Here is a 17,533-nt window from a genome sequence, read left to right on the forward strand (position 1 = left end):
CGGCTCACCCCCGGTCGTAGACGGTCACGTCCACGTCGCGCGCGCACAACGCGTCCGTGATCAGCGGCTCGATACGGGACCACTTCCCGCCCGCCAGCCCGCAGCCGATGCGCGGCATGTGGACGGACGCCCCCAGCTCGACGGCCTGGTCGGCCAGCGCGACGAGGCAGCGCTCCACGGCGTCGTACCGGATCGGCGGCCCCCCGCTCCCGGTGCGTATCCCGCGCTGGCCGACCATGTTGGCCACCCACACGTCGGGCTGTACCCGCACCAGTTGCACGGCCCCGAGCCCGAAGTCGTTCCCGCTGCGCCCCCGGTGCCAGGCCCGGTACGCGGCCTCCGGCTCGGGCCACCGCTTCGCAACGGCCAGCACGAAGCCCTTCCCCCACCCGCCGAGGTCGTTGCAGATATGGGCGATGACCTTGGGCCCCTTGGCCTGCGGACTGGTGGCATCCCCGTCAATGATCCTCAGCGGCTTCATAGCGAAACAGTAGGCGAGCCCACTGACAGGGGGCCGGGCGGTGGCTCCGAGGGGGCGCCTCAGCTGGGCGGCACCAGGGGGGCGGGGCGGGGGCTTCGAGGGGCACCAGCCGGGCGGCACCAGGGACGTGCGCGGGGGCCACGGGGGGCCGGGGCCAGGCTGGGCGGGATCGAGACGCGGGGCGGGGGCTACGGGGGGCGGGACCTCAGCGGGGCGGCGGCAGGGAAGTGGGGCGGGGGCTTCGGGTTGTCGGGAGCCGCTCACTCCGGATCAGGGTGGGGCTGGGGGTTTCCCGTCCGTCCCATCGTCTTCCGGGCCGGGCCGGTCCCTCAAGGGCGCTCCCTTCGGTCGCGTCGCTTCGCGATGTCGCTGCGCTCCACCCTTGACCGACCACCCCGACCCGGAACATTCGAGGACAGACGGGAAGCCCCCAAAAGAACGGTCACCAGTGTTCGAGAGGGGAGCGAGGGCCATCAGGGATGCGGGTGCCCGGTTCCCCGCAGGGCCGGCCCAGCCACCTCACCGAGCCGGGTCAGCGGTGGGGGCGCGGGCACGGGCAGACACCCACACGGCCCGCATGGAAGAGAGCACGGGTGGGGGGCGGGCCCAGCCCGCACCGGGCAGCGGTCAGAGAGCCCTCGGGGTCGGCCAGGCGGGCAGACGCGTCAGATCGCTACGCGCTTCTCGCCGCCAAGCGTCCGGCAGCCGTCTGGGGCTGGACATAAGCCGCCCACGATCACTGCACACGTCTCCCGGCACGCGGCAGCGGGCAGACGCGTCAGATCGCTACGCGCTTCTCCCGGCCAGGCGTCCGGCGCCCGTCTGGGGCTGGACATAAGCCGCCCACGATCACTGCACACGTCTCCCGGCACGCGGCAGCGGGCAGACGCATCAGATCGCTACGCGCTTCTCCCGGCCAGGCGTCCGGCGCCCGTCCGGGGCTGGACATAAGCCGCCCACGATCACTGCAGACGTCCCCCGGCATGCGGCTGCGGGCAGACGCGTCAGATCGCTACGCGCTTCTCGCCGCCAAGCGTCCGACGCCCGTCTGGGGCTGGACATAAGCCGCCCACGATCACTGCAGACGCCCCCAGGGACGCGACAGCGGGCACTTTGCCCCCATTTGGATGCGAGTTGAGAGTGAGTGGATCACTTCCCGGAGTAGGAGACCGAAAAATCCGGCACCACACTCCCCCAGCCGTCCTTTTTGCCCCCGCACTACCCGCACGGCGCCCGCCAGCGTGCCCGCAAGGCTCCCCCCGCCAGCGCGCCCGCCCGGCGCCCACCACCGGCCCTTTCTGCTCTTTTGTGGTGCCGGCAGACGTCTTCCTGTGCCCCCAACTACCCGCAGGCGCCTGACGGGAGTGCTCAGGTGAGGGGCCGGGCGGCTTATGACCAGCCACGTGCCGGGGTGGTCGCCGCCGGGTCACCTCAGCTGTGTAGCGATTGGTGGCGGCCTGTTCCCAGCCCCAGACGGGCGCCGGACGCCGAGACGTGAGGAGCGCGTAGCGATTTGCCGCGCCCCCGCTCCCGATCGGCTGCTGGTCGCTGTCTGGGGTGGGTGGGGCTGGTGCCCGCGCCCCCACCGCTGACCGGGGGCGGTGATGGGATTTGGCCGGCGCCCGGGGGACGGGCACCCGCATCCCTGATGTGCCCGCCCCTGACTCTGAACACTGGTGACCGTTCTTTTGGGGGCTTCCCGTCTGTCCTCGAATGTTCCGGGTCGGGCCGGTCGGTCAAGGGTGGCCGAAGGCCATCGCGAAGCGACGCGACGAAGGAGCGCCCTTGAGGGACCGGCCCGACCCGGAAGACGATGGGACGGACGGGAAACCCCCAGCCCCACCCTGATCCGGAGTAAGCGGCTCCCGCACCACCGAAGCCACCGCCCCGCCGCCCTGATGCCGGGTGTGTGGCTGCCGCCGTTCGGAGCCTCCGAGCCGCGTTCGTGGTGCCGGGTGTGTGGCTGCGCCGTCCGAAGTCCCGCCCCGCGTCCCTGATGCCGCCCCAGGTCTGCAACCCGCCGCGATCCCGCCTCGCTGCCGGATGCCGCTGGTCCGGCTTCCGTCTTCCGGTGCTCCCGCCTCGCCTCCGGATGTCGCTGGCCCAGCTTCCGCCTTCCGAAGCCCCAGCCCCACGCCCCCCGGATGCCGCCTGCCGCATTTCCTCATCCCTCGACACCCCCCCACCCTCGACACCGCCCCCCACCCTCGACACCGCCCCCCACCCTCGACACCCCCTGCCACCCTGTCAGTTCGTGCCAGACCGCTGGTCCCCGATGCGGTTTCTGACGTACCGTCATATCCGTCCCCCGCCCCCCCGTCCCGGAGGTCCGCCATGTCCGCCGACCGGCCCATCGGTCTCGACGAGTACCCCGTCCACCAGGCGCCCCTGTCGATGAAGCACCTCGTCAGCGGTGACCGCAACGCCTACGACCGGTGCATCTTCCACGTCTTCGACCACGCCGGCCGCGCCGTTCTCATCCTCGGCCTCGGGGTCTACCCCAACGCCGGGGTCATCGACGCCTACGCCACCCTCCGCGTCGGCGACGAACTCCTGGCCGTCCGGGCCTCCGACGCCCTCACCGACGACCGGATGAACCTCTCCGTCGGCCCGCTCAGCATCACCGTCGACGTCCCGCTCAAGCAGCTCACCCTGCGCTGCGCAGCCGATCCCGACGACCCGGACGGGCTCTCGTACGACGTCACCTGGACCGCCGAGTTCCCCGCCGTCTGGGAGCCCCACCACATCCAGCGCCGTGGTGACCGCCTCATGCTGGAGGGGCGCCGCTTCGTCCAGGCCGGCCACGTCACCGGCACCATCCGGGCCAAGGGCGAGGAGCACACCCTCACCCCGCACCAATGGACCGGTACCCGCGACCGCAGTTGGGGTGTGCGGCCGATCCCCGGCGAGGACGGCGGCCGGGCCGCCGAGGAGTACCGCCCCGAGGGCTTCCACTGGCTCTGGGTCCCGGTCCGCTTCGAGGACCGCTTCCTCATGGTCATCGCCCAGGAGGACGCCGACGGCCACCGCACCCTGAGCGAGGCCCTCCAGGTCTTCCCCGAGGGCAGCGGCCGCCACGACGTCCAGCTCGGCTGGCCGCACACCGAGATCCGCTACCGGCCCGGCACCCGGCACCCCGAGAGCGCCGTCGTCCACCTCACCGACCCGGCCCGCAAGCCCCTCGAACTCGGCGTCGAGATCCTGAACTCCTCCCCGCTCGCCGTCGGCGCCGGCTACCCGCCCGCCGCCGACTGGCAGCACGGCACCTGGCAGGGCCGCGGCTGGACCGACCGCCGCGTCTACGACCTCTCCGACCCCGCCGCCCACCCCATGGCCGCCTTCGGCGTCACCGACCACTCGGCCCGCTTCACCCTCGACGGGCAGATCGGCCACGGCATCTTCGAGCACGGCAGCTTCGGCCGGCACGACCCGAGCGGCTTCGCCGACTACTCCTCCGTCGCCCCCTAGGAAGCCGCCCCGCAGGCAGCTGCCGACGGCCGACGGCCGACGGCCGACAGCCAGAAGCCAGCCGCCCAGCACGGAACAGCCGGCAGAACGCAGCCACCACCTAGCGCCCGGTACCAAGCCGCCAAGCCGCCAAGCCGCCCAGCAGGAAAGGGGTATTCATGGCCACCGCTCCACGTCCGCGCACCTCCACCCGGGAGCCCGAAGAGCTCGGCCGGCGCCTCGCCGCCTGGCTGGACACCAAGCTCCCCGGCGCGAAGGTCACCAACGTCTCCGTCCCCGGCTCGAACGGCATGTCCAGCGAGACCCTGCTCTTCGACATAGAGCACCCCGACACCCCGCTCCGCGCCTGTGCGCTGCGGCTCGCCGCCGACCCGGCCGCCTACACCGTCTTCCCCACCTACGACATGCCGCGCCAGCACCGTGTGATGAGCCTGGTCGCCGAACACACCGACCTGCCCGTCCCGCGCGTGCAGTGGCTGGAGGAGGACCCCGAGCCGCTCGGGGCGCCGTTCTTCGTGATGGCCCGAGCCGAAGGACGGGTCCCGCCGGACGTCATGCCCTACACGTACGAGGGCAACTGGCTGCACGCCGCGACCGACGCGGAGCGCGCCGCCCTCCAGGATGCGAGCATCTCCCTGCTGGCCCGCCTGCACGACCAGTTCCCGCGCGAGGAGGCCGAGTTCCTGCTCCCCAAGGGTGAAGGAAGCCCGCTGCGCCGCCACGTCGACGCCCAACGCGCCTACTACTCCTGGGTGGTGGGAGGACTCGCCCCGTCCCCGCTCATCGAGGGGGCGTTCGCCCGCCTGGAGGAGCTGTGGCCGCGGGACGAGGGGCCGGCCGTCCTCAACTGGGGCGACGCCCGCATCGGCAACGTCATCTATGACGGTTTCACGCCGGTCGCCGTCCTGGACTGGGAGATGGCCTCGTACGTCCCGCGCGAGGTGGACCTCGGCTGGACCGTCTACCTCCACCGGTTCTTCCAGGACCTCACCGTCGGCTTCGGCCAGCCCGGCCTGCCGGACTTCCTGCGCCGCGAGGACCTGGAGCGGCGGTACGCCGAACTCACCGGCCACACACCGCGTGACATGGAGTTCCACACCCTGTACGCGGCCCTGCGGCACGGGATCGTGATGCTGCGCATCGCCTACCGGCAGGCGTACTTCGGCGAGGTCGAGATCCCGGCGGATCCGGACAGCCTGATCCTGCACCATGCCAGCCTGGCCGCCATGGTGCAGGGAACGTACTGGTAGACGCGTACGGGCAGAACGCGTACGGGCAGAACGCGTACGGGTGGAGGCGTACCGGCGGACTGCCCGGCGGAAGCCGGGTCAGGCCGCCTGCGCGTGCTGCTGCCGCGTCTGCGGCAGCACCGGGCTCACGACGCGGACCGGGCGCGAGCCCGGACCGCCGACGTGCGAGAAGGGCTGCGTCCGCCAGTCGAGCCCCTGCGGCAGGCTCAGGAGCACCACGGGCTCCAGCTCCTGCGGCTCCAACGGCTGGATCAAGCCGACGGTGGGCAGCGCGTCACTGGCCGGGCGCCCGGTGCCCGCGCACACCGTGAGGCCGAAGGGGTTCCACGGGGTCAGGCAGAGCGCGTGCTGCGGCAGGTACTCCTCGTCGGCGACGAGAGCGATCGACTGGCCGCAGTCGGGGCAGACCGCGTGGTGGATCTCGAATCCCTCGCCGTCGTCGAGGTATTCGAGGTGGTCACCGTCCTCGGAATCGAGAAGTTCCAGTGGCTCCGGTTCGGTGCGACCGGCGCGCGTGGTGTTCAGCATGGATGTACTCCCCCTTGGGTGGGCCGGGCGGGCTGGTTCTTCGGCCTCGGCCAAAGCAAGCACTTCCCGTCGCGCGGCACGAGTAACCACAACAGCCCTGCGTACGCGTGCATACGCTTGTGGCCTTGGTCACATGCCCGGCGCAGATGCCTCCAGTGGGCGGACAGCACTGTGCCTGGGATGCCGTTGGGCCTTAGGTTGAGCGGCTATGAGCGCAATGGAGGAGCTGGACCGCCAGATCGTGGATCTGCTCGTGCGGGACGGGCGGATGAGCTACACGGATCTGGGCAAGGCCACCGGACTGTCCACGTCGGCGGTCCATCAGCGAGTACGCAGGCTGGAACAGCGCGGTGTGATCCGCGGCTACGCGGCCGTGGTCGACCCCGAGGCCGTCGGCCTGCCGCTGACGGCCTTCATCTCGGTCAAGCCGTTCGACCCGAGCGCCCCGGACGACATCGCCGACAGGCTGTCCGGCGTGCCCGAGATCGAGGCCTGCCACAGCGTCGCGGGCGACGAGAACTACATCCTCAAGGTCCGCGTCGCGACGCCCCTGGAGCTGGAAGACCTGCTGGGCCGGCTGCGCGCCCTCGCGCACGTCGCCACGCGCACCACGGTGGTCCTCTCCACCCCGTACGAGGCCCGCCCGCCCCGGGTGTAGCCGCGTCGGAGGGACCCGGCGGTCGGGTGGGCCGGGCGGACGCGGGAGACTGGTCCCCATGACTGACCGCACCGCCCACTCCGCCGACGCCGCCGGAGCACCGACAAGGACCGTCCTCCTGCGCGGAGGCGAGGTACACAGCCCCGCGGACCCCTTCGCCACCGCGATGGTGGTCGAACGCGGCCACGTCGCCTGGGTCGGCTCCGAAGGCGCGGCCGACGCCTTCGCGCAGGGCGTCGACGAGGTCGTCGACCTCGGCGGGGCGCTCGTCACGCCCGCCTTCACCGACGCGCACGTCCACACCACCTCCACCGGCCTGGCCCTCACCGGGCTGGACCTCTCCGGAGCGCGCTCCCTGTCCGCCGCGCTGGACCTGGTACGGGCGTACGCCGCGAGCCGTCCGGCCGACCGGGTGCTCCTCGGGCACGGCTGGGACGCCGCCCGCTGGCCCGAGCGCCGTGCCCCGCGCCGCGCCGAGCTCGATCAGGCCGCCGCCGGCCGCCCGCTCTACCTCAGCCGCATCGACGTGCACTCGGCCGTCGTCACCACCGCCCTCCTGGACCTCGTACCCGGCGTCAGCCCGGACGGCGACGAGCCGCTGACCCGTGACGCCCACCACGCCGTCCGCGCCGCCGCCCTGGCCGCCGTCACGCCCGCCCAGCGCGCCGAGGCCCAGCGGGCCGCCCTGGACCGGGCCGCCTCGCTGGGGATCGGCTCCCTACACGAGTGCGGCGGGCCCGACATCTCCTCAGCCGAGGACTTCACGGACCTGCTGGCCCTGTCGCGGGAGCGGCCCGGGCCGCGCGTCTTCGGGTACTGGGCCGATCGGGACCTCGACCAGGCCAGGGCGCTCGGGGCCGTCGGGGCAGCGGGCGACCTGTTCGTCGACGGCGCCCTCGGCTCGCACACCGCCTGCCTGCACGCCCCCTACGCCGACGCCGCGCACACCGGCACCGGCTACCTGGACGCGCGTGCGGTCGCTGAGCACGTGGCCGCCTGCACCGAGGCCGGGCTCCAGGCCGGTTTCCACGCCATCGGTGACGCGGCGATCACCGCCGTCGTGGAGGGCGTCCGCGCGGCTGCCGAGAAGGTCGGCCTGGCGCGGGTCCGGGCGGCCCGCCACCGGGTCGAGCACGCCGAGATGGTGACCCCCGCCACCATCGCCGCCTTCGCGGAGCTGGGCCTGACCGCATCCGTGCAGCCCGCCTTCGACGCGGCCTGGGGAGGCGAGGACGGCATGTACGCCGACCGGCTCGGCGCCGAGCGCGCCCGCACCCTGAACCCGTACGCGGCCATGCTCAAAGCCGGTGTCCCGCTGGCCTTCGGCTCGGACGCGCCCGTCACCCCGCTCGACCCGTGGGGCACCGTCCGCGCGGCCGCCTTCCACCGGACCCCCGAGCACCGCGTCTCCGTCCGCGCCGCCTTCACCGCGCACACCCGGGGCGGCTGGCGGGCGCTCGGCCGCGACGACGCGGGCGTCCTGATCCCCGGAGCCCCGGCCGACTACGCGGTGTGGCAGACCTCCGAACTGGTCGTCCAGGCTCCCGACGACCGGGTCGCCCGCTGGTCCACGGACCCCCGCTCCGGCACCCCCGGACTGCCCGACCTGACCCCCGGCGCCGAGCTGCCGGTGTGCCTGGCCACGGTGGTCGGCGGGCGGGAGGTATTCGTACGCCCACAGGGGTGATCCGGTGTGCCTCGGTTCGGTGCGGGCGCCCGGACCCGGATAGGTTCGGCCGGGTCCACCACAGGACGTCCGTGCCGGACGGATCCGTCCGCTGACCGCGCCCGCGCCTCGGGGGCGACGGAAGGTTTCGCCGGTGGGGGCACCCCCAGAGGTCTTCGGGGGAGGGTGGCCCCGGGGTCGGGGCCCGGCGGTCCAGTAGACAACGGTCACGGCGGCCCGCAGCCAGCGGGAGTCCGACCGGCCCGAAGGACCGCAGGCCCCGACCACTGTTCTAAAGTCATCCTCTGCGACCAGACGTACAGGACGTGCGAGAGCACAAAGGGGACCCAGTGAGCGACGGCGGACAGCGGACCTACGGACCGCTCGGTACGGCCTTGGTGATCATTCCGACCTACAACGAGGCGGAGAACATCGGGCTGATCGTCGGACGCGTCCGCTCGGCGGTCCCCGAGGCCCACGTCCTGGTCGCCGACGACAACAGCCCCGACGGCACCGGCAAGCTCGCCGACGAGCTGGCGGCAGGCGACGACCACGTGCACGTCCTGCACCGCAAGGGCAAGGAGGGGCTCGGCGCCGCCTACCTGGCGGGCTTCGTCTGGGCCCTGGAGGCGGGTTACGGCGTGATCGTCGAGATGGACGCCGACGGCTCCCACCAGCCGGAGGAACTGCCCCGCCTGCTCACCGCGCTGGCCGGCGCCGACCTCGTCCTGGGCTCCCGCTGGGTGCCGGGCGGCCGCGTCGTGAACTGGCCCAAGAGCCGCGAGATCCTCTCGCGCGGCGGCTCGACGTACTCCCGGCTGATGCTGAACGTCCCGATCCGCGACGTGACCGGCGGCTACCGGGCCTTCCGCCGCGAGACCCTGGAGGGCCTGGGCCTGGACGAGGTGGCCTCCGCGGGCTACTGCTTCCAGGTCGACCTGGCCCGCAGGGCCGTGCAGAAGGGCTTCCGCGTGGTGGAGGTGCCGATCACCTTCGTCGAGCGTGAATTCGGCGACAGCAAGATGAGCAAGGACATCGTGGTGGAGGCCCTGTGGCGGGTCACCCAGTGGGGCCTCAAGGCCCAGGCGGCCAAGCTGCTCCCGGGCAAGGACGCCGGCAAGGACACCGAAAAGGGCAAGGGCCAGGCCTGACGGGCAGGGCCCCTAGGGGACGGCCGCTACCTCCGGCTGAGGTCGCTCTTACGCGCGCCCAGGCACACTGGGAGCATGACGACCGGCGTTCCCACATCGACGGCCCCCCGGCGGCGCTCGCCCGCCCGTACGTTTCTCCCCCTGGCGATCGCCGCCTGGCTGATCCTGGAGATCTGGCTGCTCGGCCTGGTCGCCGGCGCGGCCGGCGGACTGGCCGTCGCCGCGCTGATCGCGGGCGGGATGATCCTGGGCGTGGTGGTCATCAAGCGGGCCGGGCGACGTGCCTTCAAGAACCTCGCGGACACCTTCCAGCAGGCACAGCAGGGCCGGCAGCCCGCCCCGCAGCAGCCCGGCCAGGGCAACGGCCTCACCATGCTCGCGGGTCTGCTCCTGATCATGCCCGGCCTGCTTTCCGACGTGGCGGGTCTGCTCTGCCTGCTCCCGCCGGTCCGGGCGTGGATCGGCCGCCGCGCGGCCCGCTCGCTGGACCGCAAGATGGCCTCGTCCCCCGCCGGCACTTTCGGCGACGCCTTCCAGCAGGCCCGCATCCACCACCCCGACGGCAAGATCGTCCAGGGGGAGGTCATCCGCGAGGACCGGCCGCAGCAGCCGGGCGCCCCGGGCGACTCGACGTACCGCCCGCCGCTCGCCCCGTAAGGAACCCCGGGGGGCAGGAACTCCCGGCCGGCCCCCGCCCAAGAGCCCCCGCGCGCCAGACCCCCGGGCAAGAGCCGGAGACCGGCAAGCACAAAAGCCGAGGGGCCCCGCCACACAGTGTGGCGGGGCCCCTCGGCTTTTGTGCTTGCGTCCGGCTGTCAGGCGGACTTGCGGCTGTCCCGCGGATGCACGGCAATGTTCATGGCGCCGGAACGAAGGACCGCAAGCCTTTCGGCAAGCACTTCCTCCAGCTCCTCGCGGGTGCGCCGCTCCATGAGCATGTCCCAGTGCGTTCGCGCAGGCTTGCCCTTCTTCTCTTCGGGCCCGTCCCCGTCCACCAGGAGTGCCATGGCGCCGCAGGCCTTGCACTCCCACTCCGGCGGAATTTCTGCCTCAACCGAGAACGGCATCTCAAATCGATGTCCGTTCTGGCATGCGTACTCCACCGCCTGGCGCGGGGCCAGATCGATGCCGCGGTCCGTCTCGTAGCTGGTAACCACGAGGCGCGTACCGCGGAGAGCTCGCTCACTCATGAATCGTGCCTCCCGGGCTTTGTCGCCCACAGGACAGGTGTCGCTGTCGTCGTCATCCGGTCAACGTCCGGTCGGCGGTATAGATTCCCGCTCCGGGTCACGCGTCGCCCGTCGTGCCGCCCCTTGTTGTACCCACCAATGCCCGTTTTGTCACATCTGGCAGCAGATGTCACCCAACGTCTACACTTCTAAAGCGCGCAGTAACGGTCCGCCTGGCAGGCCAAAGGCGTACACTACCGGCCCTTGGCTTCAACGTCTAAATTCGTTCGGAATTCGTTCGTGGATCCGGGCCGGGCGCGCTCGCGGATCCGCTCTCAGATCCGCTCGGGTACAGGATTGCCTGCCGCCTCCACCGCGCGCCGCACCGGCACTCTGGCCAGCAGCACGAAACCCAGTGCGAAGAAGACCACCAGCGAGATGATCGCCTCCCGGTAGCTGCCCGTGACCTGGTAGGTCAGGCCGAAGACCAGGGGTCCCACCCAGCTCAGCCCGCGGTCGCTCATCTCGTACGCCGAGAAGTACTCGGCCTCCTTGCCCGCCGGCACCAGGTGCGAGAACAGCGAACGGGACAGCGCCTGGCTGCCGCCCAGCACCAGCCCGATCATCGCGGCGAGGGCGAAGAACCACACCGGGGTCCGGGCCGGCAGGAAGTACCCGACCCCCAGCGTCACCGCCCAGGCGGCCAGCGAGCCCAGAATCGTCCGCTTGGCGCCGTAGATCCGGGCCAGCCGCCCCATCCCCAGGGCGCCCCCCACCGCCAGGACCTGCACCAGCAGCACCGCCCCGATCAGCGTGGACTGCTCCAGCTCCAGCTCCTCCGAGCCGTAGATGGAGGCCTGGGAGATCACCGTCTGCACGCCGTCGTTGTAGATCAGGTACGCGAGCAGGAACGACAGGGTCAGCGGGTAGCGCCGCATGTCCTTCAGCGTCGCGACGAGCTGCTTCCAGCCGCTGACCGCCGGCGCGGACCCCGGCTCCCGCACCACGGCCCGGTCCCGCAGCCGGCGCAGCGGGATCAGCGCGAAGGCGCCCCACCACAGGCCCGCCGAGGCCAGACAGATCCGTACCGCCGTGCCCTCGGTGAGGCCGAAGGAGTCGTGGCCCATGTAGAGCACGAGGTTCACCACGAGCATCAGGGAGCCCGCGGTGTAGCCGAAGGCCCAGCCCCGCGAGGAGACCGTGTCCCGCTCGTCGGGGGTGGAAATCTGCGGCAGGTAGGCGTTGTAGAGCACCATCGAGACGGACAGCGCGGCGTTCGCCACGATCAGCAGCAGCCCGCCCAGCAGGTAGCGCTCACCGCCCAGGAAGAACATCCCGGCCGTCGCCGCGGCGCCCGTGTAGGCGGCCACCGCCAGCAGGGGCTTCTTGCGGCCGGTCCGGTCGGCGACGGCTCCGACCAAGGGCATGAGCAGCACGGCCAGGATCACCGAGGCCGAGACCGAGTAGGCGAAGAAGGAACCGGCCCGCACCGGAACGCCCAGCGGGTGTACGAAGCCCTCGGCGTCGGCGGCGGCCTTGGCGATCGAGGTCAGGTACGGCCCGAGGAACACGGTGAGCACGCTCGCCGAATACACCGAGACGGCGAAGTCGTAGAAGTACCAGCCCCGCTGCTCGCGCTTGCGCGCGGCCGTCGCCGCGACGGCCGGTCTGCCGTCCTCGGCCCCGGATTCCGCTTCGTCTTCCGTCCGTGCACTCATGAGCGCCCCCTCGCTGGTCCCCGTGGTCGCGCGGCCTGCGGGAGCCCGCGCGGGCACCCGCGCCCTCGTCAGGCCCAGGTCCCGCGCCGGTCCAGCACCGCGCGCAAGATGTCGATCCGGTCGGTCATGATGCCATCGACACCCAGGTCGAGGAGAGACTCCATACGTTCCGGTTCGTTCACGGTCCAGACGTGCACCTGCAGGCCCCGCTCGTGCGCGGTCCGCACGAAGCGCCGGTCGACCACGCGGATGCCCGCCTGGGTCTCCGGAACCTGGGCCGCCACCGCCCCCACGCGCAGCGCCGCCGGGATCGCGTACGAGCGCAGCCGCAGGCCGAGCACTCCGCGCACGCCGTACGAGGTGGCCAGCCGGGGTCCGGCGATCTTCTGGGCCCGGGCCACCCGGCTCTCGGAGAAGGACCCCACGCAGACCCGGTCCCACAGGCCCGCCCGCGCGATCAGGTTGACCAGCGGGTGCAGGGCCGACTCGGACTTGATGTCGATGTTCCAGCGGGCGTCCGGGAACTCCTCCAGCAGGTCCTCGAAGAGGGCGAGCGGCTCGGTGCCCCCCACACGGGCCTGGCGGATCCGCTTCCAGGGCAGTTCGGAGATCCGGCCCTGCCCGTCGGTGACCCGGTCCAGGGTGGAGTCGTGGAAGGCGACGAGCTTCCCGTCGGCCGTGGCGTGCACATCGGTCTCGAAGTACCGGTAGCCCGCCCCGGCGGCCCGGCGGAAGGCGGCGGCCGTGTTCTCCAGCCCGTCCGCGGCCCCTCCCCGGTGGGCGAAGGGAATCGGAGCCGGGTGGTCCAGATACGGATGGCGAAGGCGTACGTGTGTCACGGCGGCAGTATCCCTCGTGCCGCCTGATGCTGCTGGTCCGCCGGCCGGTGCTTGCCGGTACGCCGGATGAACGGGCGAGGGCGCCCCTGGTGGAGGTGGACCGCCCCGTGGCAGTCTGGGTCCGCGTACTTCAATCCAATCCCGGCCTCCGGCTACCCCGTCGAGGCCAATCCGACGAAGGTGGACCGGACGCCATGGCCGAATGGACCTCAGCGGTCGGTGCCGCACAGCTCGCACGTCTGATCACGTCCCAGCAGGACCGCGCCGCCGTGCCCGGTTCCCGCAAGCTGCCCGCGTACCGCACCCTCGCCGACGGGATCCGCCTCCTCGTCCTCGAAGGCCGCGTCCCGGTCGCCGCCCGGCTCCCTGCCGAGCGCGAGCTGGCCGTCGCCCTCTCCCTCAGCCGCACGACCGTCGCCGCCGCGTACGAGGCCCTGCGCGGGGAGGGGTTCCTGGAGTCCCGCCGGGGCGCCGGCAGCTGGACCTCCGTACCGGCCGGGAACCCGCTGCCCGCCCGTGGTCTGGAGCCGCTGCCGCCGGAGTCCCTCGGCTCCATGATCGACCTCGGCTGCGCGGCCCTGCCCGCCCCCGAGCCCTGGCTCACCAAGGCCGTCCAGGGCGCGCTGGAGGAACTGCCGCCGTACGCGCACACCCACGGCGACTACCCGGCGGGCCTGCCCGCCCTGCGCCGGATGCTCGCCGACCGCTACACCGAGCAGGGCATCCCCACCATGCCCGAGCAGATCATGGTCACCACCGGCGCGATGGGCGCCATCGACGCGATCTGCAGCCTCTTCGCGGGGCGCGGGGAGCGGATCGCCGTCGAGTCCCCCTCGTACGCGAACATCCTGCAGCTCATGCGCGCGGCAGGGGTCCGCCTCGTGCCCGTCGCCATGGCCGACGGGCTGACCGGCTGGGACATGGACGTCTGGCGGCAGGTGCTGCGCGACTCCGCGCCCCGCCTCGCCTACGTCGTCGCCGACTTCCACAATCCGACCGGAGCGCTGGCCTCCGAGGAGCAGCGCCGGGCCATGGTCGAGGCCGCCCGGTCCGCGGGCACCGTGCTGGTCGCCGACGAGACCATGGTGGAACTGCAGCTGGACCCGGAGCTGGAGATGCCCCGCCCGGTCTGTTCCTTCGACCCGGCCGGCAGCACGGTCATCACCGTGGGCTCGGCCAGCAAGGCGTTCTGGGCGGGCATGCGGATCGGCTGGGTCCGCGCGGCCCCCGACGTCATCCGGAGCCTGGTCGCCGCCCGTGCCTACGCCGACCTGGGGACGCCGGTGCTGGAACAGCTCGCCGTGAACTGGCTGATGCGGACCGGGGGCTGGCAGGAGGCCGTCGGGATCCGCCGCGAGCAGGCCAGGGAGAACCGCGACGGGCTGGTCGCCGCCGTGCGGCGGGAACTGCCGGACTGGGAGTTCGAGGTCCCTCGGGGCGGTCTGACCCTGTGGGCCCGCGCCGGCGGTCTCTCGGGCTCCCGGCTGGCCGAGGTGGGGGAGCGGGTCGGCGTACGGGTGCCCTCGGGGCCCCGGTTCGGCGTGGACGGGGCCTTCGAGGGCTACGTCCGGCTGCCGTTCACCGTGGGCGGCCCGGTGGCCGACGAGGCCGCCACGCGCCTGGCGGCGGCCGCCGCGCTGGTCAGTACGGGCGCGGGCGGCAGCGGCGCCGAACCCCCGCGGACGTTCGTGGCGTAACGCCGCCCCGGGCCGCGGTGCGGCCGGGGCACGGGTTCTCCACGCGGCTCCGGCCTGTGTGCAGCCGGGTCACGGGAGCTCCGAGGTCGTGACGGCCTGCCCCTGCAGGGCCTTGCCCAGCGTTCCGTCGGCCCGGCGCTCCGGCAGGAGCTCCAGTACCGCCTGGCGGAACGCCGGGTGCGCGCCGTCGTCGTACGGGTCCGGGGTGGCGGGCACCTGGAGCCGGTGCACCGGTCCCGAGCCGAGCCGCGCGTACCCGCGCCCCGGCGGTACCTGGGCCGGCGGGGTGGTGTGCGGGGGCAGCCCCAGTACGTCGGCGATCTGCTGGATCGTGGCGGGTCCGAGGACGATCCGGGCCCGGGTGTGCTGCCAGACGGTGTCGTTCAGCAGTTCCAGGTGGTCGAACTGCTCGGCGACGACCACCGTGACGTGCGCGGCCCGTCCGTGGCGCAGCGGCACCTGGAGCTGGGCCAGGGGGTCGGGCGCGCCTTCGGCGGTCGCGAGATGGGCCAGCACGCTCGGGCGGTCCAGCAGGATCCACAGGGGGCGCCGGGTGTCATCGGGTGAGGGGCGGCCGGCCTCGCGGGCCCGGTGGGTGGCGATGAGGCGCCGCTCGGTCTCCTGCGCGGCCCATTCGAGGGTGGACAGCGCCCCCGCGAGCCCGCATTCCACGGCCAGGACTCCGCTGCGTCCGGACAGGCAGGAGTACTCGCCGCTGGCGCCGCCCTCGACGATCAGTACGTCGCCCCCGTGCCGCAGGGCCTGCAGGGCGATGGAGCGCAGCAGGGTGGAGGTGCCGCTGCCGGGCTGGCCGACGGCCAGCAGGTGGGGCTCGGTGGAGCGGGGGCCGGTGCGCCAGATCACCGGCGGTACGTCCCGGGGCTCGTCGCCCTCCAGGACGGGCAGGGTGCGCTGGACGCTTCCGGCGTCGGTGAAGCCGAGGACGGCCTCACCGGGGGAGGTGACGAACAGCTGGGCGGCGATGCCCGTCGGCAGCGCCGCCAGCACACTCAGGTCGAGCTGGTTGCCCTCCTCGTCCCAGTCGAAGAGATACTCCCGTCCGCGCCCGGACTTGGCGTGCAGCAATGCCTCGATCCGGGCCCGTGAGGCGGCCTCGCCATCGGTGAAGTAGGCCGGGTAGCGGATGTGGAGCCGGGTGACGCGGCCCGCCTCGTCGAACTCGTAGCCGCTGAAGGCCTTGTCCCAGTCCCCGCCGTGGGCGAAGAGCGGACTCGGGTCCTCCGGGATGGAGAAGTACGGCACGAGGGCTTCGTAGAGGGAGCCGAGCCGTTCGGTCTCGGCATCGCTGGGCCCGGTCTTCACCGGGGTGCGGTCGCGTCCCCGCCAGGCCGCCGCCGCCATGAGTGTGATCAGGGCGAGGAGCGGTCCGTAGGGGACGAGCGCGACCACGAGGACGCAGGCGGCTCCCAGGAACAGCGCGGGACCACGCTTGTCCTTGGGGGTTTCGGACCATTTGCGCCGCCCGGCCGAGGCCAGGATGCGCAGGCCGCGTCCGATGGTGAGGAGCGGATGGAGGACGTCCGTGGCGCTGTCGGCGGCTGTGCGAGCGATGTCGCGGCCCCGGGTCAGCGACGTGGTGCCGCTGCTGAGGATGCGGGGAAGTGGGCGCCGGGCCACGGGCGTCTCCTGGAGTTGTGGGTGCTCGGGTACTACGGGTGGGGCTGGGTGACTTCGGGCGGCGGCGGCCTAGAGCTTGATCCCGCCGAGAAGGCTCGCGAGGCTCGCCGTGCTCGCCGTGATGCTGGGGGCGATGGCGGAGCCTGCGAGGAAGAAGCCGAAGAGCGAGCAGACGAACGCGTGCGTCAGCTTCATCCCGTCCTTCTTGAAGAACAGGAAGCAGATGATGCCGAGCAGGACCACGCCTGAGATGGACAGGACCATGAGAATTTCTCCTGGTGGGTGGGGACAGTCACCATCAGTTCTTCCAGGCTCACAGCAAGTATCAATGCGACAAAAGGTGCATACGGGTGAATCCAGGAGTTTTTCACTGGACCGGCTCACCTTGACTGGCGCGTCCGGCGCGAAGGGGGGCAAGGGTGATCATTGCCTCGGCCCGGCCCGGACATGTGCAGGTCCGGGCGCTACCCTGACGATTCACCCGTACGGACGCAGTGCCGTGCACCCCCCTGCCCGCCCGGCCCGGGGGACGAGCAGCGAGTGAAAGGCGGTACGAACGATGAGCGAGCACAGCCCGGAAGGCTCCGGTTCCCAGGACGTCCCCGACGAGGACGTCATCGAACTGGCCACCAAGATCTTCGACCTCGCCCGTCAGGGTGAGACCGAGACGCTCACCGCGTACCTCGACGCCGGGGTCCCGGCGAACCTCACGAACGACCGCGGCGACACCCTCGTCATGCTGGCCGCCTACCACGGCCACGCCGACGCCGTCGCGGCCCTGCTGGCCCGCGGCGCGGAGGCCGACCGCGCCAACGACCGCGGCCAGACCCCGCTCGCCGGAGCCGTCTTCAAGGGCGAGGAGGCCGTCATCCGCGCCCTGCTCGCCGGCGGGGCCGATCCCAACGCCGGGACCCCCTCCGCCGTGGACACGGCGCGCATGTTCGCCAAGGCCGACCTGCTGGAACTCTTCGGAGCCAAGTAATCCGCTTTTGCCCGTGACAGGGCGGGGCCCGAACCGGTCCCCGACCTCACAGGTTGGTCACGGCGGCCGTAAATGTGGTCGCGGCGCACAAACCGCCTGGGTCATCATGGCGACGGATTCGATTCGCGAACATGACGGACGGGCAGGAGCGGGCTGGACACAACGGGTGTCCGTACCCCCTGCCGGACCGGCCGCCATGGTCGCGGAGCACCGACGAGAGTGAGAAGGCAATGGTCTACATCGAGCGGAACCTGACGGCGAACGTCCTCACATGCTGTTACGCGGCCC

General features: G+C 72.3%; 15 protein-coding genes. 8 read left to right on the forward strand and 7 right to left on the reverse strand.

Features of this window, described 5'->3' with window-relative positions:
- Positions 1–4: 4 nt before the first annotated feature.
- Positions 5–481 (reverse strand): macro domain-containing protein, encoded by a 477-nt coding sequence (locus AB0D48_RS21720; protein ID WP_362399186.1) that lies wholly within the window; start codon positions 479–481, stop codon positions 5–7.
- 2,334 nt (positions 482–2,815) lie between these two features.
- Here AB0D48_RS21720 and AB0D48_RS21725 point away from each other — a divergent pair.
- Positions 2,816–3,949 (forward strand): hypothetical protein, encoded by a 1,134-nt coding sequence (locus AB0D48_RS21725; RefSeq protein ID WP_362399189.1) that lies wholly within the window; start codon positions 2,816–2,818, stop codon positions 3,947–3,949.
- A 158-nt stretch (positions 3,950–4,107) separates the two neighbouring features.
- Positions 4,108–5,199: a phosphotransferase family protein gene (locus tag AB0D48_RS21730; protein ID WP_362399192.1), complete on the forward strand. Its 1,092-nt coding sequence runs from the start codon at positions 4,108–4,110 to the stop codon at positions 5,197–5,199.
- Between the two features lie 78 nt (positions 5,200–5,277).
- Here AB0D48_RS21730 and AB0D48_RS21735 read toward each other — a convergent pair whose 3' ends face one another.
- Positions 5,278–5,727 carry a hypothetical protein gene (locus AB0D48_RS21735; RefSeq protein ID WP_362399195.1) on the reverse strand — a complete coding sequence of 150 codons (450 nt, stop codon included), beginning with the start codon at positions 5,725–5,727 and terminating at the stop codon, positions 5,278–5,280.
- A gap of 217 nt (positions 5,728–5,944) precedes the next feature.
- On the opposite strand from AB0D48_RS21735, the gene AB0D48_RS21740 reads away from it, so the two are divergent.
- The 4 genes from AB0D48_RS21740 (at position 5,945) to fxsA (ending at position 9,859) form a co-directional block, all read left to right on the forward strand.
- A complete protein-coding gene (locus AB0D48_RS21740; protein WP_030663734.1) occupies positions 5,945–6,385 on the forward strand; it encodes an Lrp/AsnC family transcriptional regulator in 441 nt (146 codons plus the stop codon).
- A 58-nt stretch (positions 6,386–6,443) separates the two neighbouring features.
- Entirely contained in the window at positions 6,444–8,072 is a 1,629-nt protein-coding gene (locus AB0D48_RS21745; protein ID WP_362399198.1) for an amidohydrolase, read from the forward strand.
- Between the two features lie 329 nt (positions 8,073–8,401).
- On the forward strand, positions 8,402–9,202 hold the full coding sequence (locus AB0D48_RS21750; protein ID WP_362399201.1) for a polyprenol monophosphomannose synthase: 801 nt from the start codon (positions 8,402–8,404) through the stop codon (positions 9,200–9,202).
- 75 nt (positions 9,203–9,277) lie between these two features.
- Positions 9,278–9,859: an FxsA family membrane protein gene (gene fxsA, locus AB0D48_RS21755; protein ID WP_362399204.1), complete on the forward strand. Its 582-nt coding sequence runs from the start codon at positions 9,278–9,280 to the stop codon at positions 9,857–9,859.
- Positions 9,860–10,017: 158 nt separating this feature from the next.
- Here the strand turns inward: fxsA and AB0D48_RS21760 are convergent, their stop codons facing one another.
- The 3 genes from AB0D48_RS21760 to AB0D48_RS21770 all read right to left on the reverse strand — a co-directional run bounded on the left by AB0D48_RS21760 (position 10,018) and on the right by AB0D48_RS21770 (position 12,928).
- A complete protein-coding gene (locus AB0D48_RS21760; RefSeq protein WP_007262928.1) occupies positions 10,018–10,392 on the reverse strand; it encodes an RNA polymerase-binding protein RbpA in 375 nt (124 codons plus the stop codon).
- Between the two features lie 314 nt (positions 10,393–10,706).
- On the reverse strand, positions 10,707–12,089 hold the full coding sequence (locus tag AB0D48_RS21765) for an MFS transporter (RefSeq protein WP_362399207.1): 1,383 nt from the start codon (positions 12,087–12,089) through the stop codon (positions 10,707–10,709).
- Between the two features lie 68 nt (positions 12,090–12,157).
- Positions 12,158–12,928 carry a glycerophosphodiester phosphodiesterase gene (locus AB0D48_RS21770; RefSeq protein ID WP_362399210.1) on the reverse strand — a complete coding sequence of 257 codons (771 nt, stop codon included), beginning with the start codon at positions 12,926–12,928 and terminating at the stop codon, positions 12,158–12,160.
- 194 nt (positions 12,929–13,122) lie between these two features.
- Between AB0D48_RS21770 and AB0D48_RS21775 the strand changes: the two genes are divergently transcribed.
- Positions 13,123–14,625 carry a PLP-dependent aminotransferase family protein gene (locus tag AB0D48_RS21775; RefSeq protein ID WP_362399213.1) on the forward strand — a complete coding sequence of 501 codons (1,503 nt, stop codon included), beginning with the start codon at positions 13,123–13,125 and terminating at the stop codon, positions 14,623–14,625.
- 69 nt (positions 14,626–14,694) lie between these two features.
- On the opposite strand, the gene AB0D48_RS21780 is transcribed toward AB0D48_RS21775, so the two are convergent.
- Together AB0D48_RS21780 and AB0D48_RS21785 are read right to left on the reverse strand one after the other, a co-directional pair.
- Complete coding sequence (locus tag AB0D48_RS21780) at positions 14,695–16,263, reverse strand: ATP-binding protein (protein WP_362399215.1); 1,569 nt, start codon at positions 16,261–16,263, stop codon at positions 14,695–14,697.
- A gap of 69 nt (positions 16,264–16,332) precedes the next feature.
- Positions 16,333–16,527: a hypothetical protein gene (locus AB0D48_RS21785; RefSeq protein ID WP_030031218.1), complete on the reverse strand. Its 195-nt coding sequence runs from the start codon at positions 16,525–16,527 to the stop codon at positions 16,333–16,335.
- Positions 16,528–16,822: 295 nt separating this feature from the next.
- On the opposite strand from AB0D48_RS21785, the gene AB0D48_RS21790 reads away from it, so the two are divergent.
- The gene (locus AB0D48_RS21790) at positions 16,823–17,245 is read left to right on the forward strand and encodes an ankyrin repeat domain-containing protein (protein WP_362399218.1); all 423 of its coding nucleotides are present in this window, start codon (positions 16,823–16,825) and stop codon (positions 17,243–17,245) included.
- Positions 17,246–17,533: the final 288 nt, after the last annotated feature.

This window comes from Streptomyces sp. NPDC048269 (genome assembly GCF_040652395.1).
GTDB lineage: Bacteria > Actinomycetota > Actinomycetes > Streptomycetales > Streptomycetaceae > Streptomyces.